This window comes from Arthrobacter sp. B0316-1-20 (assembly GCF_059091865.1).
Map to the genome: position 1 here is coordinate 1 of NZ_JBNHHC010000001.1, position 23,276 is coordinate 23,276.

Below are 23,276 nucleotides of genomic sequence, written 5' to 3' on the forward strand. Positions count from 1 at the left end.
GAGAAGGTCTGTCCTTAGTACGAGAGGACCGGGACGGACGAACCTCTGGTGTGTCAGTTGTACTGCCAAGTGCACCGCTGATTAGCTACGTTCGGATTGGATAACCGCTGAAAGCATCTAAGCGGGAAGCCGGCTTCAAGATGAGATTTCCATCCCCTTCGTGGGGGAGAGGACCCCAGCCAGACCACTGGGTTGATAGGCCGGATGTGGAAGCGAGGACGAAAGACTCGTGAAGCTGACCGGTACTAATAGTCCGACAACTTACACCACACCACCCCCTGGGGGTGGGTGATCAAAACATGCTACGCGTCCGCTATGTGGTTCCCAGACAACAACCGTTGTCCCATAAGGGAACAAACAATTGAATACAGTTCCAAGCACAAGCTTGTAACCAACAGGTTTGCCGCCACCCCCAGGGGTTTGGCGTGCACGAAGGGTTACGGCGGTCATAGCGTGGGGGAAACGCCCGGTCCCATTCCGAACCCGGAAGCTAAGGCCCACAGCGCCGATGGTACTGCACTCGGGAGGGTGTGGGAGAGTAGGTCGCCGCCGGACATTCTTTGAACACGGGAAGGCCCCGCCAACGATGGCGGGGCCTTCCCGCGTTTAACCGCCAACCACCCCACGCCCCGACTAGGCTGGGGCTATGAATTCGTCCCTGTTCTCCCACGCGCAGCAAGAGCCTGAACCCTTCAAGAGCGGTGATCCAATCCACTGCCGCGTCACCGTGCCGCGGGAAAGCCAGGAGGCTTTCAGCGGCTTCACCGATCTCATCCATCTCTGGTGGCCGGTGGACCGCCAAAGTGTGGCGGGCGAGGGCAGCCACGTGGAGTTCGAGGACCATGTCCTGACAGAAACGACGCTGGATGATGAGGTTCATGTCTGGGGCGAGATCCTGGAATGGACTCCCGGCAGCCATTTGCGCTGCACCTGGCATCCGGGCACGAGCCCCGCGGCGTCGGGGGAAGTCGACGTCGACTTCGTGGACGTTGGCGATGGCCGCACGGAACTGCGCCTGACCCACTCCGGCTGGGAGAACGTGCCCGAGGGCGGGCGAGAGCGGGCCGCCTATGTCGACGGATGGCCGCAGGTGCTCGGCCGCTACGTCCGGTTCATGGGAGGGACTGCGTGACCAGCAACAGCAACGGAACGACCACCGGAGGCCCCGAAAGCGTGACGGATTCTTTTCTGAAGGAACTTCAGCGTGCCCTGCCTGCGGGATCGGTCAGCACCGACCCCACGGACTTGGCTGCCTGCGCCACCGACCAAGGCCCGGTCCTCGACCACCAGCTGCCCATCGCCGTCGTCCGCGCGCAGAGTGTGGAGGACGTGCAGGCAGTGATGCGGTCCGCGCACGCTGCGGGAGTGCCCGTGGTGTGCCGCGGGGCGGGCACGGGGGTCTCCGGCGGCGCGCACGCGTCTAGGGGCTGCCTGGTGCTGAGCCTCGCGGCCATGGACCGGATCCTGGAGATCCATCCGGAAGACGAGATCGCGCGCGTGGAACCGGGCGTGATCAACGCCGACCTGAATGCCGCCGTCGCCGAGTACGGGCTGATGTACGCGCCGGACCCGGCCAGCTACCGCAGCTCGACAATCGGCGGGAACATTGCGACGAACGCCGGCGGGTTGCGCTGCGCCAAGTACGGGGTGACCCGCGAATCCGTGCTGGCCCTTGACGTGGTGCTCGCCGACGGGACGCTGATCCGCACCGGCCACAGGACGTTCAAGGGCGTGGCGGGTTACGACCTGACCGGACTGTTCGTAGGCTCCGAGGGGACCCTGGGCGTGGTTGTCGGCGCGACGCTGCGGCTGCGCTACCTGCCGGCCGCCCTGGAAACGGTGGCGGCGTTCTTCCCCGATGTGGCAACTGCCGCCGCCGGGGTGCTGGCGGTGGGACGGGCGCGCGTGCAGCCGGCGATCATGGAACTGCTGGACGCAAACACCATGGCGCAGCTGGACCGGGAACAGGGGTCCAACCTGCGCAGCCGCGGCGCCGCGCTGCTGCTGATCCAGACCGACGGCCATGCGGCAGAGGTGGAAGCCGGCATCATCCGCGAGGTCCTCACCGGGCTCGGCGCCGAGATCAAGGCGGCGGACACCGCCGAAGCAATCCGGCTGATGGATCTGCGCCGGCACAGCCGCGGCGCCGAGGTGGACGATGACTACCGGGTGGGGGAGGACGTCGCGGTTCCCCGGTCCCAGCTGGTGCACTACATCAACGAACTGCAGAAAATCGCCGAGCGCCACGGCGTCGGACTGAAAGTGGTCGCGCACGCGGGCGACGGCAACCTGCATCCGACGTTCTGGGTCGGGCCCGGGGACGTGGCCAAGGTGGCGGCGCTCAACGAGGCGCTGGACGAGTCCATCGACGTCGGGCTGGCGCTGGGCGGCACGATCACCGGCGAACACGGTATCGGCCAGTTCAAGGTGCGGTGGCTGGGGCGCGAACAGAGCCACGAGGTGCTGGAACTGCAGCGCCGGCTGAAGGATGTGTTCGACCCTCGGGGGTTGCTGAATCCCGGCAAAGCGTTGCCGGCGCGGATCTCCGAGGCCACGTCGGCGTGAGCCGCGGCGAGGGAACGCATGCCGGCCGTCCACGCGCCCGCCAGTAGGCTGGTGGCATGAGGAAAGAGACGCTGTGGGAAGAGATGAAGCGCCGGAACCCGGGCCATTCGGCGTGGTACATCCAGCGCTTCGAGCAGATGCGCGCCGAAGGCGCCGACCTGCACGGTGAGGCCCGGCTGGTGGACGCCATGGTGCCGCGCGGCAGCAGGGTCCTCGACGCCGGCTGCGGGCCGGGCCGGCTGGGCGGCGAACTGGCGCGCCGCGGACACTCGGTGGTCGGCGTCGACATCGATCCCGAGCTGATCGAAGCGGCCCGCAGGGACCATCCGGACTGTACCTGGCTGGTCGGCGACCTGGCGGAGCTGGACCTGCCCGCGCAGGGCGTCGCCGAGCCGTTCGACGTGATCGTCAGCGCCGGCAACGTGCTGACCTTCCTCGCCCCGGGCACGTCGGGCGAGGTGCTGCGCAACCTGGCCGGCCACCTGGCTCCCGCCGGCCGGCTCGTGACCGGGTTCGGCGCCGGCCGCGGCTACGACTTCGACGAGTTCTTCTCCGACGCCGCAGCGGCGGGCCTGACCCCCGACCTGCGGTTGGCCACCTGGGACCTGCGCCCGTTCACCCCGTCGTCGGACTTCCTCGTGGCGATCTTCAGCAAGAGCGGAGGGCAGCCTGCCTGAGCGCTGTCAGCCTTCGTCCGTCGCGGCCGCGTCCAGGGCGGCGGCGGTCCGCGCATCCGGATCGAGCATGATGGCGGCCTCGTCGCGGCGGTGCCGCAGCACGGTGTCGACGTAGGACTGCACGGCTTCCGCCAGCGGCACGTTGCGGTCCTGCGCTTCGGAGATATACCAGCGGTGCTCGAGCACCTGATGGACCACTTCGGCCGGTTCCAGCTTGCCCGCCAGTTCGCGCGGTATGGCCCGGACAATCGGTTCGAAGACATGACGGACCCAGCTGTGGGCGCTGATCTCCTCGCTCTGCTCCGGCTGGTTGTCCGCCCGGTAGGCATCCAGGTCATTGAGCAGCCGGCGTGCCTGGTTCGCCTGCACGTCGAGGCCCGTGAGCCGCAGCAGCCGGCGCTGGTGGTGCCCGGCGTCCACCACCTTGGGTTGGAGCTGGATGGTGGCCCCGTCTGCGGTGGTGTTGATGGAGAACTCCTCCACGTCGAACCCCAAGTCGTTCAGGCGGCGGATGCGGGCGTTGACCCGCCACCGCTCACCCAGGTCGAACGATTCCTCCGCCGTCAGCTCCACCCACAGCTTGCGGTAGCTGTCCATAATCCGCTCGCTGGTGGCCACCGGATCCACTCTTTCCTCGAGCAGGCCGCCCTCGACGAGGTCCATCATCTCGCCGGCGATATTCACCCGCGCGATCTCGAGGTCATGCTCGCGCTGGCCGTCGGAGAGCCGCTGGTGCAGCTCGCCGGTTTCGGCGTCCACCAGGTAGGCCGCGAATGCTCCGGCGTCCCGGCGGAAGAGCGTGTTGGAGAGCGAGACATCGCCCCAGAAAAACCCCACCAGGTGCAGGCGCACCAGGAGCAGCGCCTGCGCGTCGATCAGGCGGGTCAGCGTCTCCCGCCGCAGCGTCTGGGAAAACAGGGCGCGGTACGGCAGTGAGAAACGAAGATGCCGGGTGACCAGCACCGGTTGCAGGGGAGTGCCATCGGTGCGTAGCCGCCCGGTCATCACGGCCACCGGTTCCACGCAGGGGATGGCCAGCCGCTGCAGCTTGCGCAGCATCTGGTATTCGTGCCGGGCAGCTTCTTCGCCGGTCTCCTTGATCGCCACCACGCCCGCGCCCAGCGGGGCGAACCGCACCACGTGCCGGGACAGCCCGCGGGGCAGCGCGGCCAGGTTTTCCGGCGGCCAGTCTTCCAGCGCAAGATGCCAGGGCAGGTCCAGCAGCCGCTCGTCGGTGGTGGCCGCGGTGATGCTCAGCGACGCTATCGACGCGGCCCCGCCGGACAGGGCCGCGCCGGCGGTCCCTTGGACGGGACCGCCGATGCCGGGATGTTGGTCAGCCATGATGACTACATCCTAGGCGCGGGGCCTAGTCGGCTGTCTTGCCGGCTTCGATCGGAGTATTGAGGTCCTCCACCGAGGCGGGCGGCGTGCCGGGGGCATGTTCGCCCAGCCGCAGCCCGTTCTCGGTGTCGAATAGGTGCACGTGGCCCTCCTTGGGCCGCACGTAGGTGGTGCTGCCGGCCGGAGGCGGGGTGCGTCCGTCGACGCGGCCGGTGATGTCGTAGCGTTTGCCGTCCAACTCGGTGTGCCCGTAGACGTACGCGTCGGCGCCCAGTTCCTCGACGACGTCCACGAACACCGCGAGCCCCTGGCCGTCCTCGGCGCGCTCCAGGTCCTCCGGCCGGACCCCCAGCGTGACGGTGTTTCCGTGCGCGGCGTCCAACAGGTTGCGCGGCACCGGGTATGTCAGGCCGCCGAACTGGACACCGCCGTCGGTCACCGGCAGTTCCAGCAGGTTCATGGCCGGCGAACCGATGAAACCGGCCACGAAGACGTTGGCCGGCCGGTCGTAGAGGGCGCGCGGGGTGTCCACCTGCTGCAGGATGCCGTCCTTGAGCACCGCCACGCGGTCGCCCATGGTCATGGCTTCCACCTGGTCGTGGGTGACATAGACGGTGGTGACGCCCAGCCGGCGGGTCAGGGAGGCGATCTGCGTGCGGGTCTGCACGCGCAGCTTGGCGTCCAGGTTGGACAGCGGTTCATCCATCAGGAAAACCTGCGGGTTCCGCACGATTGCCCGGCCCATCGCCACGCGCTGGCGCTGGCCGCCGGAGAGCGCCTTGGGCTTGCGGTCCAGGTACTCCTCCAGGTCCAGCAGCTTGGCCGCCTCGCGGACCCGCTCGACGCGTTCTTCCTTGGACACGCCGGCGATCTTCAGGGCGAAACCCATGTTGTCGGCAACGGACATGTGCGGGTACAGCGCGTAGTTCTGGAACACCATGGCGATGTCACGGTCTTTCGGCGGTATGTCGGTGACGTCGCGGTCGCCGATCAGGATCCGTCCCGAGTTCACGTCTTCGAGACCGGCCAGCATCCGCAGCGAGGTGGACTTGCCGCAGCCCGAGGGGCCGACGAGGACCAGGAACTCGCCGTCGGCGATCTCCAGCTTGAGGCTGTCCACCGCGGGCTTTTCGGTGCCTGGATATAAGCGCGTGGCATTGTCGAACGTTACCGTTGCCATGGTTGTTTTCCCTTCACGGGCAGGTACGTGCCCGACGATCCGTAGTGATGGGTGCGTGTTCAGTTTTCGAGCGGCCGCACGGCGGTGTGAGGCGGCTCACGCCCTCAGTATGCCACGGCTGTCAACGAGCCCCTGGGGTGCGGCGACCGGGGACACGCGCTCCAGGAAAGCTGCCCGGCAGCCGGCAGCCGGCAGCCGGTCGCCGCCTTGCCGCGCTAGGCCGGCAGGGCGGCGGCCCGCAGTTCGGCCAGCAGCGCCAGCGCGGCCGCGAACGTCTGCGGAGAGTCCACCCGGTAGGCCGCGGCGGTGTCTCCCGGCCCCACCTTGACCCCGACGTCGGAGCCCCGCAACACGGCGAAGGCGTGTTCGTCGGTGACGTCGTCGCCGGCGAAGAACACGGCGGTCGCGCCGGTGAACGAGCGCAGCAGCCCGAGGCCCTGGCCCTTGTCGGCGCTGAGCACCGACGTCTCGAGCACGCGCTTGCCGTCGCTGAGATAGAGCCCGGGGACCTCCTGGAGCTCGGCGCGGGCGCGCTCGGTGGCCGCCGCCGCCACGGCGTCGTCGGCGGTGCGGGTGTGGAGCACGACGCCGGCCGGCTTGGCTTCCAGCCGGGTGCCCGGATGGGCGGCCACTACTTTTTCGACGACGGCGGTGGCCGCCGCCAGCGCCTGCTGCTGCGCGCCGTCCAGCACCAGGGGAGGGCTGTCCGGGCCGGTGAAGACCTCGCCGCCGTGCGAGCCGATGAGCAGGGTCCGGTCGTCCGGGGAGGCGACGGCGCGCAGGCTGGCCAGGGCCCGGCCGGAGATGAAGGCGGTGGACGTCCCCGGCAGCGCCGCCAGTGCGGCCACGGCGGCTGCCGAGGCCGGCAGGGGGCAGGCGTCCTCGGCCCGCGGCACGATCGGCGCCAGCACGCCGTCGAAGTCCAGCGCCACCAGCAGCGTCTCGGTGCGGGCGAGCCGCTCCAGCGCCTCCCGTAGCTCCAGCGGCACCAGGTCGCGGGCGCCGGGGTCAGGCGCGGCGGCGTCAGGGGCGCCGACGCCGGGGGCACCGGCGTCAGCCCTACCGGCGCCCGGGCTCACGGGCAGGAGCGGCTGCCCGTCGTCGCGGCGCTCAGTCATCGGCCTGCGGCTGTTGCAGGGCCTTCAGGAACGCGCGCGACCAGTGTTCGACGTCGTTCTGCAGGATCTGCCGGCGCATGGCCCTCATCCGGCGGGTGGCCTCGGCCGGCGGGATGTTGACCGCCCGGATGATGGCATCCTTGAGCCCGTCGATGTCGTGCGGGTTGACCAGGATGGCCTGCTTGAGCTGGTCCGCGGCGCCGGCGAATTCGCTGAGCACCAGCGCCCCGTCCACCCCCTTGCGGGAGGCTACGTACTCCTTGGCCACCAGGTTCATGCCGTCGCGAAGCGCCGTCACCAGCATCACGTCCGCGGCCAGGTAGAGCGCCACCATTTCCTCCACCGGGTAGCTGTGGTGGAGGTAGCGGATGGCGGTGTTTTCCAGGGTGTCGAACGTGCCGTTGATCCGGCCCACAGAACCTTCGATTTCCTCGCGCAGCAGCCGGTAGGACTCGACGCGCTCGCGGCTGGGCGAGGCCACCTGGATCAGCACGGCGTTCTCCACGTTCAACTTGCCGTCTTCCAGGAGTTCGCCGTAGGCCTTGACCCGGTGCCGGATGCCCTTGGTGTAGTCCAGCCGGTCCACGCCCAGCAAGACGGTGTCGGGGTTGCCCAGCTCCTGCCGGATCTGCTCGGAGCGGGCGATCACGTCCGGCCGGTTGGCCAGCTCGCTGATGTGGGCCACATCGATGGAGATCGGGAAGGCGCCGGCCTTGCAAAGGCGGGCGCCGCCGTCGTTGTTGACCACCTGCACCTGCTGCTGGCGCACATTCAGGCCGCTGAAGCGGCGCACGCAGCGCAGGAAGTTGCTGGTGTCGCTGGGGCGCTGGAAGCCGACCAGGTCGGCCCCGAGCAGGCCCTCGATCACCTGCCGGCGCCACGGCAGCTGGGCGAAGATCTCCAGCGGGGGGAACGGGATGTGGTTGAAGAAACCGATCTTCAGGTCCGGGCGCATCTCCCGCAACAGCTTGGGAACAAGCTGCAGCTGGTAGTCCTGCACCCAGATGGTGGCACTCTCGGCCGCGATCTCCGCAGTTGCTTCGGCGAAGCGCCGGTTGACCGTTTTGTAGCATTCCCACCAGGCGCGGTGGAACTCCGGCGGGGCGATCACGTCATGGTAGAGCGGCCAGAGCGTGGCGTTGGAGAAGCCTTCGTAATACAACTCGACGTCGTCGGCGCTCAAGGTCACCGGGACCAGATGCATGTTGTCGTGGTCGAACGGGTCCACTTTCTCGTCCGGTACCCCCGGCCAGCCCACCCAGGCGCCGTCGGTCTTCGCCATCACCGGGGCCAGCGCCGTGACCAGCCCGCCGGGCGAGCGCCGCCAGGGACCCTGACCGTCGTCCTCGGGCGCTCGGTCCACCGGCAGGCGGTTGGAGACGACGATCAGGTCGTACTCCCCGAACTGAGATCCTTCTGCTTCCTCGCCGTTCATCTCTGCGGAATTCGCCAACTGACCTCTCCTTTGTGTATACCGTCCTGTTCATGACTTTATAAGGAATGGCAACCCGAGGCTTCCCCGGAGCGCGCTGAGGCATCAAACGTGAACGCGGCCACTCGTTCCGCCTGAACATTGAAGTTGCAACTAAACTAGACCTGTAGTGCCCTGCCTGGGCGAAGCAGACCAACAAGACGCGAGGATCCATGGCTACCCAAAACAGCCCTAAGTCGACCAAGGCCGAGCGCACTGCCGCGGCCCGCGAGAAGGCCCGCCAGATACGCGAAGAGCAGCAGAAGCGCGAAAAGCGGAACTCGCTGCTGGTCAAGGGCGGGGTGGTCGTCGCTGTCCTGGTGATCATCGCGGTGATCGCCGGGGTTGTCATCTCCAACCAGCGCGGACAGGTCGCCGACGTCGGTGCCGCGCCGGCCCACGGCAACGAGTTCGGCGGGTACACCGTCACGCAGGACGGACTGGCGGCCACCGAGCCCATCCAGGTCGACGTGAACAACATCCCGGAGCCGGCCTCCACCGAGGGCGACACCATCGTGCCGGCGGGCGTTGCTGCCGCGCCCGAGGGCGAACCGGCGAACATCGTGGTTTACGTGGACATGGGTTGCCCGGTCTGCAAGGACTTCGAAGGACAGTACGGCGGGTACCTGACCGACCTCACCTCCTCCGGCGAGGCGACCGTGGAGTACCGGGTGGCGACCTTCCTCGACCGCGTGTCCACCACCAACTACTCGTCCCGGGCAGCCAACGCCGTGGCCTGCGTGGCCGACTCCCACCCCGAGGCCTTTAACGGCTACCTGACCCAGCTCTTCGCGCAGCAGCCGACGGAAGGCGGGGCCGGACTGGACAACGCCACCCTGACGAGCATCGCGGAAAGCGCGGGAGCCACCGACGTCGCCTCCTGCATTGACGACGGCGAATTCCGCCCCTGGACCGCGTTCGTCAACCAGACGTTCAACGAATACCAGGTCGGCGGCACCCCGGCGGTCTTCGTTGACGGCCAGAAATGGACGAACTCCGGCAACTTCCAGGAGTTCGCCCAAGGCATCATCGACGCCCGCGCCTAAGCAGTCCGCCGGGCTGGTCCTGGCCGGCATCCGGGCGGCGGCTGCTGCGGTTTCACGCAGGGCCGCCGCCTGGGCTACCCTTATCTAGCCGGTTTTGTCCGGCACGCTGGCCCTTCGGCCAGCACGCCTCCTTAGCTCAGTTGGCCAGAGCACCTGTCTTGTAAACAGGGGGTCGCCGGTTCGAATCCGGCAGGGGGCTCCACGAACCCCTCTCTGACTGTGCAAAACGCCAGTCGAGAGAGGTTTCTCGTGTTGCTGCGGCAGCCACAACCAGCCTGCGCACGCGCCGTCCGAAGGCACTGAGGGGCGTGCAATACAGCGGCGCCCCGCTCCTTCACCGGAGGAGGGGCGCCTTTCGGTGTTCGGGCCGCTCGGCCCGTTTGGCGTTTATGTGAGGCTTTCGAACACCATCGTTGCCTGGATGCGGTCACCGCCGCCGAAACCCTTGCTGCCGCTGCTCGCAGTAGTGATGGTGTGGAGCCGGTAGCCCTTCGCGGCCTGCTCGTTGATGGCTTGCTCGAGGGATTCCAAGTTGCCCGAGCCGGTTCCGAGCAGCTTCTCTTTGAGGATTACCTGCAAAACGACATATTTCATGAAACGTTCCTTCCACTGCGGGGCAATTGGGAGCAATGCTACTCGATGCGTCGGGGACGGCCCTCTAAAGGCTCTCCTACAATGCTTGGCGTCGTGCCGCTGCCGGCCAGTCAGCAGATTGGTATAGCCTTCTTCTCAGCTTGATCCCTCCGGACAGATTGGACCAGTCGTGCAGATTGAAGGACTTCACGCACAAGCCGCTGATCAGAGGACGGGCAGGCTCGCCCTAGGACTATCTCTCCTTGGCCTGGCACTATTCCTGGCCGGCCTGCTGCTGCCGACACTCTGGGCGCTCCTGTGGGCGTCATTGTTGCCGTTGCTGGCAGGCCTCATCGTCGGCCTCGTGGCGCTCTCGAAGAATGCGGGCAGGAAGCCCGGAGTCTGGGCAATCGTCATCGCCATGCTGCCCATCCTCGCCGCAGCCGTCTTTGGTGCGCTGGTGTGGATGGCGCTCCACAGCGTTTCCTTCCTTTAGCAGAGAAGCCCCGCACACCGAGTGCGGGGCTTCTCTATGCAGCAGAAGAAATCGGCCGGTAACGCTCACAGGCTCCAGCGGGTCACGAGCCCTGCCAACGGGGCTGTCCCTAGGCTGCCTTGACGGCTTTCACCTCGGGGCAGGGCCATTCAACGAGCCGGACGAAGTTGCCCTCCTCGTCATAGCAGCAGTCCTCGCAGATCACCGGTGCGGGCAGTACGTCGCAGGCGTCGCAGCGGCCGCACGAGTTGGGATCCATGAAGTCGATTCCGATGCCGCGGGAATGTGTCGTGGCCATCTCGTCCTCCTTCTCTCCATCTGAGGTTGCTGCCAACCTAACACCGGCCTCTGACAGGATCGGAGATTTCCAGCGGCGTTGCCGGGACCGGCACGGATTCGGGTCCACAGGAGGCAAGGAGCGGATCATCATATGGCACGGGCTGAGGGCTGAGGGCTGAGGGCTGAGGGCTGGGAGCTGAGAACTGAGGGGCGAGGGGCGAAGGATGTGAGGGGTCAGGAAAGGCGTCACTGTGACCATCCGCCGTCGCAGGATTGGCTCTAAATTGGGGCGGCGCGAGGCTCTGCCGTCACCGATCCCCGGGCCAGCACCTCAACCCATTGTGTGCCCGCCAATCGGCGCCTACCCTAAGAGCCAAGGGTAGGAGTTGGCCATGGAAGTCACCCTTTTCGTTATCGACCTCGTGCTCGCCTTTGCCCCTTTTATGGTGCTGGTGCTTGTGCCGAATCGACGGGAAGGCCGACCCGTTGCGCCGCACCGCCGCTCCCCATCCGGCCTGGCAGCTGCCCGCCGGGCCAGGAAGAAGGTAGTCCCGGAAGGGGCCGGGAATCCTCTCCTGCCAGCGCCGGCGGGTGTCGGTGGAGTAACCGCGGCGACAGTGCGGCTGCGGCCCGCCCGGCGGCTGACCCGGCCGAGGTTCCGTCGCGGCCCAGGACGTCACACCAGGGGACCGCGATAAACGGGAGCATGGAACCGGCGGGTTGAAGCAGCTTCCATGGTGCTCACGGTTGTTTGCCCCCTGCCCGCTCCGGAGCCTCTGAACCGCGGAACCGATCCTTGTCTGCGGCTTGTTCCCCACCGCGAAATATTGATCGACCAGTGATTTCCCCCGCTCTGCTCCACCTTCATATGCCTGCCGCTACGGCGTGTCCATCCGGACGGGATGAGGCGTCTGCCGTAGACATGAATGGACATGGAGAAGAAGAAACCCCTCGCACTTGCCGGCTTGGCGCTGGCCATCCTGCTGTCCGGCTGCGCCTCGCCCGCCGAAGCGGACCAGCCCCTGGTCGCCCCGACCATCGAGGTGACCGACAGCCCCGAACCGACCCGGGTTCCCGAAACCCCGGAACCCGCCGAGAAGACGGAGGAGCCCAAGGCCCCGCCGGCGCAGGAACCGGGGGAAGAGCCTGCCGGCGCCGGCACCGCCCTGGAACAACTGGAAAGCATCGCGATCAAGGGCCGCGCCCCGAAGACCGGATACTCGCGCGACCAGTTCGGTGACGGCTGGCTGGATCCGGACCGTAACGGCTGCGACGCGCGCAATGACATCCTCCAGCGCGATCTGGACTACACGGTTCTCAAGGCCGGCGGCTGTGTGGTCACCTCAGGGGTGCTGGCCGATCCCTTCACCGCCACGACCATCGACTTCGTCCGCGGCAACAAGACCAGCACCGCCGTCCAGATCGACCACGTCGTCGCCCTCTCGGACGCCTGGCAGAAGGGTGCCCAGCAGCTGGCCCAGAATCAGCGCGAAGTCTTCGCCAACGATCCGCTGAACCTGCTGGCGGTCGACGGACCCGCCAACGGCTCCAAGTCCGACGGCGATGCTGCGACCTGGCTGCCGCCGAACAAGGCGTTCCGCTGCGAGTACGTGGCCCTGCAGACCGCCGTTAAAGCCAAGTACGGACTCTGGATGACCCAGGCCGAGCACGACGCCATCAAGAACATCCTCTCCACGTCCTGCCCGGACCAACCGGTCCCGGCCGACGGGGGAGTGGACGAGCCAGTGGCAGCCGCGCCGGCGGCACCCAAGCCCGCTCCAGCCCCAAACCAACAGCCTGCACCGGCGCCTGTCCAGGAGGCGCCAGCCGGCGGGAACGTGTTCTACAAGAACTGCACCGCCGTGAAGGAAGCCGGCGCGGCCCCGATCCGGGCGGGCGACCCCGGCTGGGACACCAAATTCGACCGGGACGGCGACGGCGTCGGCTGCGAGAGCTGACGAGAGCTAACGAGCGCGGTTGAATCCCCCGAGACATGGTTTCCACGAGGGGCCGGCGCCGCAGCGGTGGCATGACGGTCAGTAACGGCGCCGCAGTCTCATCCGGAGGGGGCGGCCGTCCGGGTCGAAGAGGAGCCGGTAGGCCGGGGCTGCCAACCGGCGCTGCCAAGGGGATCCCTCCGCCGGGCTATGGGAGCGCAGCCGTCCTTGCGGCCGCGGCAGCAAACGACCTGCACGATGCCAGGCATCGAGCTCGTCGGCGCTTGAGCGGACGGCGCGTACAGCCTCGCGGGGATCGAGGAGGTCAGCATTATCGCCGGGGACGCGTCCCAGATGTTCGCAGAGTAGCCGCAGGCGCAGGTCACGGGCGAACGGGCGGGCGCCGTCACCGAGTTTTGCCGGGTCTGCCGGTGGCCTCGGGTCGCGCTGTTCGTCGAGCACGGCGGCCGTGAGTTCGGAATCGTGGCTCCAGGATCGCCGGTTCAGGTTGGCGCTGCCCACGGCGGCCCAGACGTCGTCGACCACGCAGACTTTCGAGTGGACGTAGATTGGCCAGCCCCGCCCGTTTTCGATGTCCAGCATCAGCAGCCGGTCGCCTCCGGCGTCGTGCACCATGCGCCAGGACAAACCCTGACCGAACAGCGCCGGTGGAACCTTGAGCCTGCCCTCCTGGTCAGGGAAGCGGGGGCAGACTGCGATGACATGGAGGCCGGGATGGCGGTGCAGGGCTTCCGCGAAGACCCGGCCGACGTCGGCTGACCACAGATATTGGTCCTCCACGTACACCAACTGTCGTGCTCGCCGCAGCGCCTTGGCGTAATCGCGGGCCACGCTGCGCTCGCCGCCGGGTGCGAACGGGTAGCCCGGAGAGCGTTTGGGGTAGGTGCGCAGCAACTGCACCTCGCAGTCACCCGCGGCAGGCGGTGCCGGCCGCGGGGGAGGCAAGGGGGAGGCCTGCTGCAGGAGGCCGCGGATCATGTCTGGCAGCCGGTGCCTTGGCAAGCGTGTCATTGGTGCGGGGTCGTCCCAGCGCTCGCGAAACACCTTTTCCACCTCAAGGACGACCGGTCCGCGCAGCAGCAGCTGCACGTCGTGCCATGCCGGAGTCGGTCCGTAGGCGCGGGCAAACCTGCGGGGCTGCGGGTCCCCTCGATGGGTCTCGTCGTCGCCGCGGGACCGGGCCAAATCCATCCCGCCCACGAAGGCGACGTCGGTGGAAGGATGGGCCGCGCGCCGGATGACCACGAATTTCTGGTGGTGACTGCCGAATCTGCGAACGCGGTGGTCGAGCAGCATCTCGGCACCCGAGGCGTTGATGGCGGCGGCCAACTCCCGGTTCTGTCCCAGCGTGCCCACTATCCAGGAGGGATGGGATCGCCACAGGAGCCCCTTGACCGTGGCTCCGCGCCGCGCGCTGCGGCTCAGCGCTTCCGCCACGGTTAGGCCGGCGGTGAGCAGCTCGTCGGCGTCCATCCGCCACCCGGTAATGAGGACCAGGTCCCCCGGCCCCGTGGCATGCAGCTCAGCGGCCAGGAGCGGGAAATACTCCCGGCCGTGCACAAGCACGCGCACCTCGTTGCCGGCCGTCCATGGGAGCAGCTGTGTAGCGTCGTTGCCCCGCTCGGCCCCCGACAACAGCCAGTGTTCGAGAGAAGAGCCGGTCGCTTCTCCCGCCAGCCTCATCTCAGCATCATGCCCGCCCGCCCCGGCACCGGCAATGCACAGTCCCCCGGACCGGGTCCGGGATGCCACACCGGGCTCGGCCTAGCAGCTGCAATGACTTGCGACGGGTACTCTCAGCGGGAGTGCTTCCCGGGTCATTCCCGGGTGGACTCGGGCAGGGAAGCCCCGGGTGAGCCGTATTGAAAAAGCCGGGGCGTGGCTGCGGAAAGTTCTTTGGCAAAGCGGACCAGCATTGCGCCGAGGATTTCCCGGTCTTCAGGCGACCACGTGGAAAGGATTTCGTCGAAGGCCGCCGCGCCGGCCTCGCCGATTTGCCTTTGCAGTTCGATTCCCCTGGCTGATGTGCCAAGAAGGGTGGCGCGGCGATCCGCGGGGTCAGGTTGGCGATCGATCAGTCCTCTGCCTTCAAGCCGGCGGACTTGCGGGTTCATGGTCGATTTATTCACCCCCACTGTGCGGCCAGGTCCGAAAGGCGCATTGGGCCGTTCCCGGTGAGGTATTCCAGCAGCGCCGTATCGGTTGGTGAGAGGTCAGCGGCTGCGGGGCCGAAGACGAAGTGTCGGATTTTTTTCCTGCTGGCCCACTGGAGCGTCAGGGCGAAGCCGTGACGGACCTGCACTCCTGATGTCGGCCTGTCGCCGTCGCCCGCTTGTGTCGCTGTATCGGTCATGGCGGAAGCCTACGGAGAAAGATTCGGTTCGGCTAACCTAACTAAATTTGCTAAACTTGCTGTGTCCACAAAGACAACACCATTGGAGGTAGGAACATGACCACCACATCATTCCAGCATCAGTCGACTGTTTCCGGTCCGGCGGCTCAGGGAACCTCAGCCGTGCTCGCCGAGTTCAAGGACTACCTGCAGGCGCAGCGCCTGGTGGACCGCCTCTCGGATGAGAAGTTCCCGGTGGAGCACGTGCGCATTGTCGGCCTCGGCATCAGCAGCGTGGAGCAGGTTACGGGCCGGATGACCAAGGGCAAGGCCGCGCTGGCCGGAGCTGCGGGCGGCGCCTGGTTCGGCCTGCTCATCGGACTTCTGTTCGGGCTCTTCGTCCCCGGCATTGTCTGGCTGAGCGTACTGCTGGGAAGCGTCGTCATCGCAGCCGTATGGGGGGCCGTTTTCGGTTTTATCGGGCATTGGGGCACCGGCGGACGCCGGGACTTCAAGTCGGTCAAGTCCCTCGAAGCTGAGCGCTACGCCGTCATGGTCGACGCCGACTACTTCGCCACGGCGGCTGCCATCGCCAACCGGTAGCCTGCCCGAGGGGCGGGCGTCCCTTCCGGTAAACCGAGGGAGGGCCCCGGGAGCGGTTCACCCTCGTCGAACCCACCTCTGACCCGTGGCTAGCGGAACGACCGCATCCACCACCGTTGTGGCGTCACTTGCGGGATTCAGGGTCCTCGTCTCCAATGTGTCCGGCGGCGTTCGCGTCAAGGACACGCTGGACGAAGGCGGAGTACTCCTCCATGTAGTGGCGCAGGAAGGCCTGCGTGGACTCGTCCCTGACCTCGCCGTCGTCGCCGTAGATGTCCGGCTTGAAGCTGATGTAGGCCTCGGGGGCGTTGAGCTGCGGGGCGTCCAGGAAGCTGAGAACGCTGCGCATGCTCGACTGCATGACGGCGGTGCCGATGCCTCCCGGGGAAGCGCCGATGATGCCGGTGGGCTTGCGGGCGAAGGAGTTGGTCCCCCATGGGCGGGACCCCCAGTCGATGGCGTTCTTCAAGGCTCCGGGGATGGACCGGTTGTATTCGGGCGAGATGAAAAGGATGCCGTCGGAGCCCTCCACCGCTTCCTTCAGTGCCCGGCCCTCGGCCGGGTAGTCGGCGTCGTAATCCGAGTTGTAGAGGGGGAGGTCCCGGATGGGGATCTCGTTGAACTCCATACCCTCCGGGGCGAGCTTAATCAGCGCCTTCGAGAGGGTCCGGTTGATGGAGCCGCTGGCCAGGCTCCCGACGAAATATCCGATCCGATAGTTGGGCATGACGGTTTTCCTTCCAGTCAGCCGGCCGGAGCCGGCATTCTTCCTGAGGCCCGGACGTGACCCGGCCCGGCGAATGTCAGGCCACTCCCGTACTAGCACGACGTGCCGCACGCCGCCAGAGCAGCGGACGGAGCGGCACTATGATCGGCAGGATCCTCCGCACCTTTCCCGGCGGAGCCCGGATGATGGGCAGCCCTTGGGCACCGGGTGGCTGGGGCGGCCTGACCCTCGACAGCCCGCCTGCCCGCGTCGACAATGGACAGACCCGGTCCGCCTGCAGGCGGCCCCACCTCGACCCGAGGAGCATGCGGTGACCGACAGCAATGTCGAGGCAGAGAACGCGGCCGCGGCCGCCGTCGTTCGCCACCACAGGGAGATGCTGGCCCGGCTGCAGGCGACGACGGCGGAGCTCACCCGGGCCCTCGACACCGGAGACGAAGACACCGTCTACAACGCGCACGGCATACTGCTGGAGTGGGGCGAACGGGAGATGTTGCCGCACGTCGAGTTGGAAGAAGCCCAACTGTACGGGCCGGCCGGGGCGACCGGGGAAGCCCGGCTCCTGGTGGAGTCGCTGCTGGCCGACCATACCGCGCTGGCCTCGCTGCTGGACGAACTCAGGGGCGCCGAAGGAATGGAGACGGCCACGGTGGCCGCCTCGATGTGCAGCGTGTTCGCACTGCACATCGAGAAGGAGAACAGGCTGCTGGTGCCTTTCATTGCCCGGACTCCGGATCTGTCCTTGTCCTCGGCGGTGGAGGGCCTGGTGGAACTCGTCGGCGGCACGCACGTGCACGCGCCGGACGAGAACAAGCGCGCCCACGGGTGAGGGCATGCCGGCGGCTGAGGAGCCAACACGTAAGCGACGGTGAAGGGAGCAATGCTGTGAGCGAAGACCGCCCGGAACTGGATCCGGACATCCCGCAGAACGAAGACGGCATCGTCATCGAACCCGGATCGGAGATCGACCGGGACCTCGAAGAAAACCTGCCGGCTGACAACGACGGTGCCGGGCCGGAAGGGGAGCAGCTCCTGGGCGGGGAAGAGTAGCCCGGGCCGCCCCGGCGCCCGCCGGTCAGGAGCACGGCTGGGCGCAGCCGGTCCTCAGTCCTCGGGCGCTCGGCGTCAGCTGCCGATGATCAGGGTTTGCCAGCCGCCGACGCCGATGACGGCCCGCGAGCCAAGCTTGTTGATCAGCACCGGGTAGTGGTACAGATTGCCGCGGGAGTCGCGGGCCAGTACGCCTTGCTTTCCGTCGCCCAGATGGTCCCGGATCAGGGACAGATGCGTCATCGCGTTCCAGCCCGAGGAGCCGATGATCCGTCTGGTCTCGGAAATGAACTTGCCGGCGCCGTTGGACCGGTACAGCTTGAGCTGGCCCTGGGGTGTCTTGGCCACGACGTCCATCTTGGCGTCGCCGTCGATGTCGGCCGTGAAGATCGGCAGGGACTTCCAGCCGGTGCCCAGCAGCGTGCGGCTGCCGTGATTGAGTCCGGCCGGGTTCGGATAGTAGTAGAGCCGGCCGGTGTCGGTGTTGCGGGCCAGCAGCGCAGGGTAGGGGTCGGCCTGTTTCCACGCGGTAACGGTGACGTCGTAGTTTCCCCACCCGCTGGATCCGATGGTGGCGGCACTTTCCAGTCCGCCGTCCGGCTTGCCGAAGTGAGCCGTCAGTTTGCCGGACTTCCAGCGCACCACCACATCGAGCACGCCGTCGGCGTTCCAGTCGGCCACCTGAACCTGTGACACTCCCTTGAACCCGCTCGCTACAAGCCGGCGCTTGTAAAGGTCGTGGCCCTTGGCCGAGTCGTAGGCGTAGAGGTTCCCCGCGGAGTCGATGGCCGCGACGTCGCCGTGCTGGAAGCTGGCGCGCACCATGCCCGGATGCGGGGGCAGCGTTGCCCGGGTGGTTGCGTAGCCGGCCATGTTCGCCACCGCCACGTACATCCCGTACCAGTCCTTGTGCGTGGTCTTCATATACCCCACGCCGATGTCCGTGGCGTTGGGGCTGAGCAGGCCGGCGCGGTGCGCGGGGGAGTTCATCCACCAGTCCACCACCTCGCGGGCGGAGTTGTTGATGGCGATGTTCTCGGTGTACCAGTCGAAACCGCGCGGGATTTCGTTGCTGCCGTAGCCCGGGCGATGGATCTTGTTCATGTCCAGCGTGTTCTTGTTGATCCGCGTGTTCAGCTCCTCGGACCACTGCTGGGCAACATTGCCTACGTTCTGGTTCCAGACCACGGGCGAGAGGCCGTTCTGCGCGCGGTAAAGGTTGGTCAGCCGCAGCACCTCGGCGACGAACGGATCCTGCGCGTTCCTGGTGACCGCCGAGGCCGGGGCCACCCCCGCGAAAGCGAGGGCGAGCAGCAGGATGAGGGCAATAAAAGGTTTCACAAGAACGCGCACATCATTCAGGGTACGGGTTGAACGATAAAACCACGATGGTGAGACCCCTGGCGGACGTCCCCGCGCGCAAAGAAATGACGCCCGCCCGAAAAATCACCACCAAGGCGAGCACGACGACGGCGGGAGGCTTCCCCGCGAAGCCTCCCGCCGCCGTCGAACGCTGACGCGCGCCAGCCCCGCCCGTTCGGCGACTACTCCGCCAGCTGCTCCCGCACCAGCGGCGCCACCTTGGTGCCGTAGAGCTCGATGGAGTTCATCAGCTTCCCGTGCGGGAGGGTGCCCAGGCTGTACTTCATGTCCCAGCGGGACAGGCCCAGGCCCTTGGCGACCTTCACGATCTTGGTGGCCACGGTCTCCGGGGAGCCGACGAACAGGGCGCCGTCCGGGCCCGCCTCGGCCTCGAACTGGCCGCGGGTCATCCGGCTCCAGCCGCGCTCGCGGCCGATCCGCTCCTGCATGTCCGCATACGGCAGCCACATCTCCTCGCGGGCCTGCTCGTCCGTGTCCGCGATGTAGCCGGGGGAGTGCGCTCCGACGGGCAGCGCCGGCTTTTCGAACTGGTCCAGCGCACGCTGGTAGAGCTCGGTGAAGGGGGCGAAGTTCATCGGTGCCCCGCCGATGATGGCCAGCATCAGCGGCAGGCCGTAGTGGGCCGCGCGGACCACCGACTGCGGGGTGCCGCCGACGGCGATCCAGGTTTTCAGGCTGCCGGAGGCCGTGGGCGGGTAAACCCGCTTGTTGTCCAGCCGCGGCCGGGTGCGGCCGGCCCAGGTGACGGGCTCTTCCTTGAGCAGTTCGGTGAAGAGGTGGAGCTTCTCGTCGAAGAGGACGTCGTAGTCGGCCAGGTCCAGGCCGAACAGTGGGAAGGACTCCGTGAACGAGCCGCGGCCCAGGATGACTTCGGCGCGGCCGTTCGAGGCGGCGTCCAGGGTGGAGAAGCGCTGGAACACCCGGACCGGGTCGTCGGAGCTGAGCACGGTCACGGCCGAGCCCAGGCGGATGCGGCTGGTCTGGCCGGCGATCGCGGCCAGCACCACATCGGGGGCGGACACCGCGAAGTCCTCGCGGTGGTGTTCGCCGATGCCGATGAAGTCCAGGCCGACCTCGTCGGCCAGCTTGGCTTCGGCGATCACGTTCCGAATGACCTCATCGTGCGGCAGGAGCTTGCCGTCGGCTCCGGTGGTGACGTCTCCGAAGGTGTCCAGCCCGAGCTCGATTGTCTGTGCCACGCGGTGGCCGCCTTTCATGGGTCAGGCATATATGCATATGCATGGTGTCTACTGGCGGCAACCGCGGGCCGGCCCGGGTTATTCCGCGGCGCCCGGGCGGGAGAGCGGGGGGACCAGCTGGCCGGACTCCCGGCGGATCCACCATTGGCCGGTGCTTCGTTTTTCTGCCCACGTGGAAAACCGGTAGTGGTAGAGCGTCGCGCGCACGTAGAGCGGCCGTACACCGTCGAATGGATCGTGCCTGAGCAGCTTCAGCGTGGCCTTGTCGGCTTCCAGCAGCCGCACCAGCAGCGGGATGAACCAGTTTTCGCCGCGGGAGCCCAGCGCCAGGAACCACATCAGCCAGTCGAGCCTCAAGTGGTAGGGCGCGTACTGCCGCGGCATCCGCTGCGGGTCTCCGGGCTTGCCCCTGAACCCGTACTCGCGCCAGTGGACGCCGTCGGCGGACCCTTCCACGGCCACTTCGTAACGTTCCCGCGTGATGGAGCCGAAGGCGCCGTAGGCATTGGCTAGGTGCCAGCTGTTGAAACTGGCGTTCATCAGCTGGTGCCGGCTGAACAGGTTTTTCAACGGCCAATAGCTCAGGTACACCAGCAGGGCGCACACCGCGAGCACCACAACGGTGAACCACACCGGTTCCTGCCGGTACTCCGGCGTGAAGTCACCCACCGGCAGGATGGCCTGCACCGCGTCGTCGGACACCGCCGCGAAGGCGAGCAGGATGGTCAGGGTGTTCAGCCACGCGAAGTTGCCCGACACCACCAGCCACAGCTGCGTGACGATCACGACCGCGGCCGCCATGCTGCCCACCGGCTGCGGAAAGAACAGGAAGAACGGCACCACCAGCTGGGCAAAGTGGTTGCCGGCCACCTCCACCTTGTGCAGCGGCTTGGGCAGGTGGTGGAAAAACCAGCTGGCCGGATTGGGCATCGGCTGGGTCTCGTGGTGGTAGTACAGGGCGGTCAGGTCGCGCCAGACCGGGTCGCCGCGCATCTTGATCATGCCGGCGCCGAACTCCAGCCGGAACACCAGCCAGATGAACAGCCACAGCACCGGGGCCGGCGGCGCCACCCGGTCCGAGCCCAGGAAGGCGGCAAGGAAGCCGGCCTCGAGCAGCAGCGTCTCCCAGCCGAAGCCGTAGAACGTCTGGCCCACGTTCACGATGGACATGTACAGGAACCACAGGGCCAGGAACGCGATCATCGGCAGCCACGGCGGCCCCAGCTGCGGCAGCCCGGCCACCACCAGGGCTGCGATGACGACGCCGGCCCAGGCCGCCGCCCGCAGCCGGCGGTCCGTGTATCCCCAGCGGAAGAGGGTGAAGCCGCGCGGGGTTCTTCGCTCCAGCAACCGGGGCACGGGCAGCAGCCCGTGTTCGCCCAGCAGGGCCGGGAACTGGGCCAGAGCCGAGGCGAAGGCGATCAGGAACACCGCGGCGATGCCCCGCTGCAGCACCTGCCGCGCCAACTCGAACCCCTCGGCACTGAACCATTCCATGGCATGTCCAACGCTACGACCGGCCGGTCCGCTGTCAAGCAACAGGCCCGGCTCGAAGGAGCCGGGCCTGCCGGGGGTTGAGCTTCACCAGGTGGGCCGGCGAAGCGGTGATGCGGGGTGAGTGTGTAGTGGGGTAGGTGCGCAGTTGGGTCAGCCGAAGAGCGCGGAGACCTTCAGCAGCGTCTGGCTGACGCCGTAGAGCAGCGGCACGCCGACCAGCACCCAGCCGAGGGCTACTTGGGCTTTCTTCATCTCAGGCCTCCTTTCCGGCCATCGCGGCTTCGCCGGCATCCCTGGCCGGTGCCTCGTGGTACTTGCTGTCCACCGGCTTGACCATCAGGTTGGCAATGAAGCCGATGACCAGCAGGCCCACCATGGTGAGCAGGGCCGGCTGGTAGGCCTGCGCCGTCAGCTCGCCCGGCTTGCCCTGGGCATCCAGGAAGGCGTTGACGATCAACGGCCCGGCGATGCCGGCGGCGGACCAGGCCGTGAGCAGGCGGCCGTGGATGGCGCCCACCTGGAAGGTGCCGAACAGGTCGCGCAGGTAGGCCGGCACGGTGGCGAAGCCGCCGCCGTAGAAGCTGATGATGACGGCCGCCAGCAGCACGTACAGCCCGGTGGAGGTGTAGCCGAACAGGGCGAGCACCACGTACAGGGCGGCGCCCACGCCCAGGTACAGCATGTAGTTGTTCTTGCGGCCCAGGTAGTCGGAGGTGGTGGACCAGACAAACCGGCCGCCCATGTTCGCAATCGAGAGCAGCCCCACGAATCCGGCCGCAACGCCCGCGGACACCAGCGAAACGCCGTCGGGCTGGCGGAAGAAGTCCTGGATCATCGGGGAGGCCTGCTCCAGGATGCCGATGCCTGCCGTGACATTGCAGAACAGGGCGACCCAGACCAGCCAGAACTGGCGGGTCTTGATGGCATTCTTCGCCGAGACGTTCGCCGTGGTGACCAGGGCCTTGGCCTTGACCTTCGAGGCGTCGAAGCCTTCGGGCTTCCAGCCGTCCGCCGGAACCTTGATCGTGAAGGCACCGAACAGCATGTAGGCCAGGTACACCACGGCCAGGGTCAGGAACAGCTTGCCGACGGCGTCGCCGCTGGCCACCCAGCCCGGGGTCCCGTCGAAACTGGGGTCGTAGAACTGCAGCAGTGCGGTGGAGACCGGGCTGGCGATCAGCGCGCCGCCGCCAAAGCCCATGATCGCCATGCCGGTGGCCAGTCCGGGGCGGTCCGGGAACCACTTGATCAGGGTGGATACGGGGGAGATGTAGCCGATGCCCAGGCCGATGCCGCCGATCACGCCATAGCCCAGGTAGACCAGCCAGAGTTGTTCGGTGAAGATGCCCATCGAGCCGACCAGGAAGCCGGAGCTCCAGAACACCGCGGAGGTGAACATCGCCATGCGCGGACCGTTGCGGTCCACCCAGGTGCCCATGACGGCGGCGGAGAGCCCGAGCATCACCATGGCGATGGAGAAGATGATGCCGATCTCGGTCAGGCTGACGTCGAAGTGGGCGACCAGGGCGTTCTTGTACACACTGGTCGCGTAGGCCTGGCCGATACACAAATGCACGGCCAGCGCAGCCGGCGGAATCAGCCAGCGGTTAAAGCCCGGAGGGGCGATCGTATGCGATCGGTCCAACCAACTCATCGTCGGGCGTCCTTTCAGGAGAGGGGTGCGAGCAGAACTGCAACGTGTGCTTCAGTTCACATAGTCGCCGATGGTTGGGCCAGGCAACCGGATTGATCCGGCGTGTCGTCCGGCACTGCCCTCG

The 23,276-nt window shown here is 67.2% G+C and carries 25 protein-coding genes, 1 tRNA gene and 2 rRNA genes; 13 read left to right on the plus strand and 15 right to left on the minus strand.

Going from position 1 to position 23,276, the window contains the following annotated elements; genetic code table 11:
• From AC5RW2_RS00005 to AC5RW2_RS00025, 5 genes are all read left to right on the plus strand, one after another.
• A 23S ribosomal RNA gene (locus AC5RW2_RS00005) occupies window positions 1-270 on the plus strand; the annotation flags it as partial.
• A gap of 168 nt (window positions 271-438) precedes the next feature.
• Window positions 439-555: ribosomal RNA gene (rrf, locus tag AC5RW2_RS00010) — 5S ribosomal RNA — on the plus strand.
• A gap of 91 nt (window positions 556-646) precedes the next feature.
• Complete coding sequence (locus AC5RW2_RS00015; protein WP_494073350.1) at window positions 647-1,132, plus strand: SRPBCC domain-containing protein; 486 nt, start codon at window positions 647-649, stop codon at window positions 1,130-1,132.
• The gene (locus AC5RW2_RS00020; protein ID WP_494073351.1) at window positions 1,129-2,565 is read left to right on the plus strand and encodes an FAD-binding oxidoreductase; all 1,437 of its coding nucleotides are present in this window, start codon (window positions 1,129-1,131) and stop codon (window positions 2,563-2,565) included. The genes AC5RW2_RS00015 and AC5RW2_RS00020 overlap by 4 nt, the downstream gene beginning before the upstream one ends.
• A gap of 56 nt (window positions 2,566-2,621) precedes the next feature.
• Window positions 2,622-3,242, plus strand: coding sequence for a class I SAM-dependent methyltransferase (locus tag AC5RW2_RS00025; protein ID WP_494050283.1), 621 nt, complete (start codon window positions 2,622-2,624; stop codon window positions 3,240-3,242).
• Between the two features lie 6 nt (window positions 3,243-3,248).
• Here AC5RW2_RS00025 and AC5RW2_RS00030 read toward each other — a convergent pair whose 3' ends face one another.
• The 4 genes from AC5RW2_RS00030 to otsA all read right to left on the minus strand — a co-directional run bounded on the left by AC5RW2_RS00030 (window position 3,249) and on the right by otsA (window position 8,319).
• Complete coding sequence (locus tag AC5RW2_RS00030) at window positions 3,249-4,586, minus strand: DUF4032 domain-containing protein (protein WP_494073352.1); 1,338 nt, start codon at window positions 4,584-4,586, stop codon at window positions 3,249-3,251.
• A 25-nt stretch (window positions 4,587-4,611) separates the two neighbouring features.
• The gene (locus AC5RW2_RS00035; RefSeq protein WP_493979431.1) at window positions 4,612-5,766 is read right to left on the minus strand and encodes an ABC transporter ATP-binding protein; all 1,155 of its coding nucleotides are present in this window, start codon (window positions 5,764-5,766) and stop codon (window positions 4,612-4,614) included.
• A gap of 215 nt (window positions 5,767-5,981) precedes the next feature.
• Window positions 5,982-6,884, minus strand: coding sequence for a trehalose-phosphatase (otsB, locus tag AC5RW2_RS00040; RefSeq protein ID WP_494073353.1), 903 nt, complete (start codon window positions 6,882-6,884; stop codon window positions 5,982-5,984).
• Window positions 6,877-8,319, minus strand: coding sequence for an alpha,alpha-trehalose-phosphate synthase (UDP-forming) (gene otsA / locus AC5RW2_RS00045; RefSeq protein ID WP_494073679.1), 1,443 nt, complete (start codon window positions 8,317-8,319; stop codon window positions 6,877-6,879). The genes otsB and otsA overlap by 8 nt, the downstream gene beginning before the upstream one ends.
• A gap of 209 nt (window positions 8,320-8,528) precedes the next feature.
• Here otsA and AC5RW2_RS00050 point away from each other — a divergent pair, with 209 nt between their 5' ends.
• Both AC5RW2_RS00050 and AC5RW2_RS00055 read left to right on the plus strand, forming a co-directional pair.
• Window positions 8,529-9,401 carry a DsbA family protein gene (locus AC5RW2_RS00050; protein WP_494014712.1) on the plus strand — a complete coding sequence of 291 codons (873 nt, stop codon included), beginning with the start codon at window positions 8,529-8,531 and terminating at the stop codon, window positions 9,399-9,401.
• A 125-nt stretch (window positions 9,402-9,526) separates the two neighbouring features.
• A tRNA-Thr gene (locus AC5RW2_RS00055) sits at window positions 9,527-9,603 on the plus strand.
• A 185-nt stretch (window positions 9,604-9,788) separates the two neighbouring features.
• On the opposite strand, the gene AC5RW2_RS00060 is transcribed toward AC5RW2_RS00055, so the two are convergent.
• Window positions 9,789-9,995 (minus strand): DUF4177 domain-containing protein, encoded by a 207-nt coding sequence (locus AC5RW2_RS00060; protein WP_494014711.1) that lies wholly within the window; start codon window positions 9,993-9,995, stop codon window positions 9,789-9,791.
• Window positions 9,996-10,164: 169 nt separating this feature from the next.
• Here AC5RW2_RS00060 and AC5RW2_RS00065 point away from each other — a divergent pair, with 169 nt between their 5' ends.
• Complete coding sequence (locus AC5RW2_RS00065; protein ID WP_494073354.1) at window positions 10,165-10,470, plus strand: hypothetical protein; 306 nt, start codon at window positions 10,165-10,167, stop codon at window positions 10,468-10,470.
• A gap of 109 nt (window positions 10,471-10,579) precedes the next feature.
• Here the strand turns inward: AC5RW2_RS00065 and AC5RW2_RS00070 are convergent, their stop codons facing one another.
• Entirely contained in the window at window positions 10,580-10,768 is a 189-nt protein-coding gene (locus tag AC5RW2_RS00070; RefSeq protein ID WP_494073355.1) for a hypothetical protein, read from the minus strand.
• Between the two features lie 913 nt (window positions 10,769-11,681).
• On the opposite strand from AC5RW2_RS00070, the gene AC5RW2_RS00075 reads away from it, so the two are divergent.
• Window positions 11,682-12,707 (plus strand): GmrSD restriction endonuclease domain-containing protein, encoded by a 1,026-nt coding sequence (locus AC5RW2_RS00075; RefSeq protein WP_494073356.1) that lies wholly within the window; start codon window positions 11,682-11,684, stop codon window positions 12,705-12,707.
• 78 nt (window positions 12,708-12,785) lie between these two features.
• On the opposite strand, the gene AC5RW2_RS00080 is transcribed toward AC5RW2_RS00075, so the two are convergent.
• From AC5RW2_RS00080 to AC5RW2_RS00090, 3 genes are all read right to left on the minus strand, one after another.
• Window positions 12,786-14,390, minus strand: coding sequence for a phospholipase D family protein (locus AC5RW2_RS00080; protein WP_494073357.1), 1,605 nt, complete (start codon window positions 14,388-14,390; stop codon window positions 12,786-12,788).
• 134 nt (window positions 14,391-14,524) lie between these two features.
• The gene (locus tag AC5RW2_RS00085) at window positions 14,525-14,821 is read right to left on the minus strand and encodes a MarR family winged helix-turn-helix transcriptional regulator (RefSeq protein ID WP_494023380.1); all 297 of its coding nucleotides are present in this window, start codon (window positions 14,819-14,821) and stop codon (window positions 14,525-14,527) included.
• Window positions 14,822-14,832: 11 nt separating this feature from the next.
• Complete coding sequence (locus tag AC5RW2_RS00090) at window positions 14,833-15,060, minus strand: hypothetical protein (protein ID WP_494023381.1); 228 nt, start codon at window positions 15,058-15,060, stop codon at window positions 14,833-14,835.
• A 96-nt stretch (window positions 15,061-15,156) separates the two neighbouring features.
• On the opposite strand from AC5RW2_RS00090, the gene AC5RW2_RS00095 reads away from it, so the two are divergent.
• Window positions 15,157-15,642 (plus strand): general stress protein, encoded by a 486-nt coding sequence (locus AC5RW2_RS00095; protein ID WP_494023382.1) that lies wholly within the window; start codon window positions 15,157-15,159, stop codon window positions 15,640-15,642.
• A gap of 124 nt (window positions 15,643-15,766) precedes the next feature.
• Here the strand turns inward: AC5RW2_RS00095 and AC5RW2_RS00100 are convergent, their stop codons facing one another.
• Complete coding sequence (locus tag AC5RW2_RS00100) at window positions 15,767-16,369, minus strand: NADPH-dependent FMN reductase (RefSeq protein ID WP_494023383.1); 603 nt, start codon at window positions 16,367-16,369, stop codon at window positions 15,767-15,769.
• 310 nt (window positions 16,370-16,679) lie between these two features.
• On the opposite strand from AC5RW2_RS00100, the gene AC5RW2_RS00105 reads away from it, so the two are divergent.
• Together AC5RW2_RS00105 and AC5RW2_RS00110 are read left to right on the plus strand one after the other, a co-directional pair.
• Window positions 16,680-17,198, plus strand: coding sequence for a hemerythrin domain-containing protein (locus tag AC5RW2_RS00105; RefSeq protein ID WP_494023384.1), 519 nt, complete (start codon window positions 16,680-16,682; stop codon window positions 17,196-17,198).
• A gap of 56 nt (window positions 17,199-17,254) precedes the next feature.
• Window positions 17,255-17,419 (plus strand): hypothetical protein, encoded by a 165-nt coding sequence (locus tag AC5RW2_RS00110; protein ID WP_494073358.1) that lies wholly within the window; start codon window positions 17,255-17,257, stop codon window positions 17,417-17,419.
• Between the two features lie 75 nt (window positions 17,420-17,494).
• Here AC5RW2_RS00110 and AC5RW2_RS00115 read toward each other — a convergent pair whose 3' ends face one another.
• On the minus strand, window positions 17,495-18,772 hold the full coding sequence (locus AC5RW2_RS00115) for a CAP domain-containing protein (protein WP_494073359.1): 1,278 nt from the start codon (window positions 18,770-18,772) through the stop codon (window positions 17,495-17,497).
• 35 nt (window positions 18,773-18,807) lie between these two features.
• Here AC5RW2_RS00115 and AC5RW2_RS00120 point away from each other — a divergent pair, with 35 nt between their 5' ends.
• Complete coding sequence (locus AC5RW2_RS00120; RefSeq protein WP_494023386.1) at window positions 18,808-18,936, plus strand: hypothetical protein; 129 nt, start codon at window positions 18,808-18,810, stop codon at window positions 18,934-18,936.
• Window positions 18,937-18,963: 27 nt separating this feature from the next.
• Here the strand turns inward: AC5RW2_RS00120 and AC5RW2_RS00125 are convergent, their stop codons facing one another.
• The 4 genes from AC5RW2_RS00125 to AC5RW2_RS00140 form a co-directional block, all read right to left on the minus strand.
• Window positions 18,964-20,001 carry an LLM class flavin-dependent oxidoreductase gene (locus tag AC5RW2_RS00125; protein ID WP_494001790.1) on the minus strand — a complete coding sequence of 346 codons (1,038 nt, stop codon included), beginning with the start codon at window positions 19,999-20,001 and terminating at the stop codon, window positions 18,964-18,966.
• A gap of 78 nt (window positions 20,002-20,079) precedes the next feature.
• Window positions 20,080-21,498 (minus strand): lipase maturation factor family protein, encoded by a 1,419-nt coding sequence (locus AC5RW2_RS00130; protein WP_494073360.1) that lies wholly within the window; start codon window positions 21,496-21,498, stop codon window positions 20,080-20,082.
• A gap of 150 nt (window positions 21,499-21,648) precedes the next feature.
• A complete protein-coding gene (locus tag AC5RW2_RS00135; RefSeq protein ID WP_493968694.1) occupies window positions 21,649-21,750 on the minus strand; it encodes an MFS transporter small subunit in 102 nt (33 codons plus the stop codon).
• Window position 21,751: 1 nt separating this feature from the next.
• On the minus strand, window positions 21,752-23,152 hold the full coding sequence (locus AC5RW2_RS00140; RefSeq protein WP_494023389.1) for an OFA family MFS transporter: 1,401 nt from the start codon (window positions 23,150-23,152) through the stop codon (window positions 21,752-21,754).
• Window positions 23,153-23,276 lie beyond the last annotated feature (124 nt).

Coding starts and splice junctions, on each gene's coding strand:
- AC5RW2_RS00015 (WP_494073350.1), top strand. CDS start 647: ATGAATTCGTCCCTGTTCTCCCACGCGCAGCAAGAGCCTGAACCCTTC.
- AC5RW2_RS00025 (WP_494050283.1), top strand. CDS start 2,622: ATGAGGAAAGAGACGCTGTGGGAAGAGATGAAGCGCCGGAACCCGGGC.
- AC5RW2_RS00030 (WP_494073352.1), bottom strand. CDS start 4,586: ATGGCTGACCAACATCCCGGCATCGGCGGTCCCGTCCAAGGGACCGCC.
- AC5RW2_RS00035 (WP_493979431.1), bottom strand. CDS start 5,766: ATGGCAACGGTAACGTTCGACAATGCCACGCGCTTATATCCAGGCACC.
- otsB (WP_494073353.1), bottom strand. CDS start 6,884: ATGACTGAGCGCCGCGACGACGGGCAGCCGCTCCTGCCCGTGAGCCCG.
- otsA (WP_494073679.1), bottom strand. CDS start 8,319: ATGAACGGCGAGGAAGCAGAAGGATCTCAGTTCGGGGAGTACGACCTG.
- AC5RW2_RS00050 (WP_494014712.1), top strand. CDS start 8,529: ATGGCTACCCAAAACAGCCCTAAGTCGACCAAGGCCGAGCGCACTGCC.
- AC5RW2_RS00060 (WP_494014711.1), bottom strand. CDS start 9,995: ATGAAATATGTCGTTTTGCAGGTAATCCTCAAAGAGAAGCTGCTCGGA.
- AC5RW2_RS00070 (WP_494073355.1), bottom strand. CDS start 10,768: ATGGCCACGACACATTCCCGCGGCATCGGAATCGACTTCATGGATCCC.
- AC5RW2_RS00075 (WP_494073356.1), top strand. CDS start 11,682: ATGGAGAAGAAGAAACCCCTCGCACTTGCCGGCTTGGCGCTGGCCATC.
- AC5RW2_RS00080 (WP_494073357.1), bottom strand. CDS start 14,390: ATGAGGCTGGCGGGAGAAGCGACCGGCTCTTCTCTCGAACACTGGCTG.
- AC5RW2_RS00085 (WP_494023380.1), bottom strand. CDS start 14,821: ATGAACCCGCAAGTCCGCCGGCTTGAAGGCAGAGGACTGATCGATCGC.
- AC5RW2_RS00090 (WP_494023381.1), bottom strand. CDS start 15,060: ATGACCGATACAGCGACACAAGCGGGCGACGGCGACAGGCCGACATCA.
- AC5RW2_RS00095 (WP_494023382.1), top strand. CDS start 15,157: ATGACCACCACATCATTCCAGCATCAGTCGACTGTTTCCGGTCCGGCG.
- AC5RW2_RS00100 (WP_494023383.1), bottom strand. CDS start 16,369: ATGCCCAACTATCGGATCGGATATTTCGTCGGGAGCCTGGCCAGCGGC.
- AC5RW2_RS00120 (WP_494023386.1), top strand. CDS start 18,808: ATGGTGAGACCCCTGGCGGACGTCCCCGCGCGCAAAGAAATGACGCCC.
- AC5RW2_RS00130 (WP_494073360.1), bottom strand. CDS start 21,498: ATGGAATGGTTCAGTGCCGAGGGGTTCGAGTTGGCGCGGCAGGTGCTG.
- AC5RW2_RS00135 (WP_493968694.1), bottom strand. CDS start 21,750: ATGAAGAAAGCCCAAGTAGCCCTCGGCTGGGTGCTGGTCGGCGTGCCG.
- AC5RW2_RS00140 (WP_494023389.1), bottom strand. CDS start 23,152: ATGAGTTGGTTGGACCGATCGCATACGATCGCCCCTCCGGGCTTTAAC.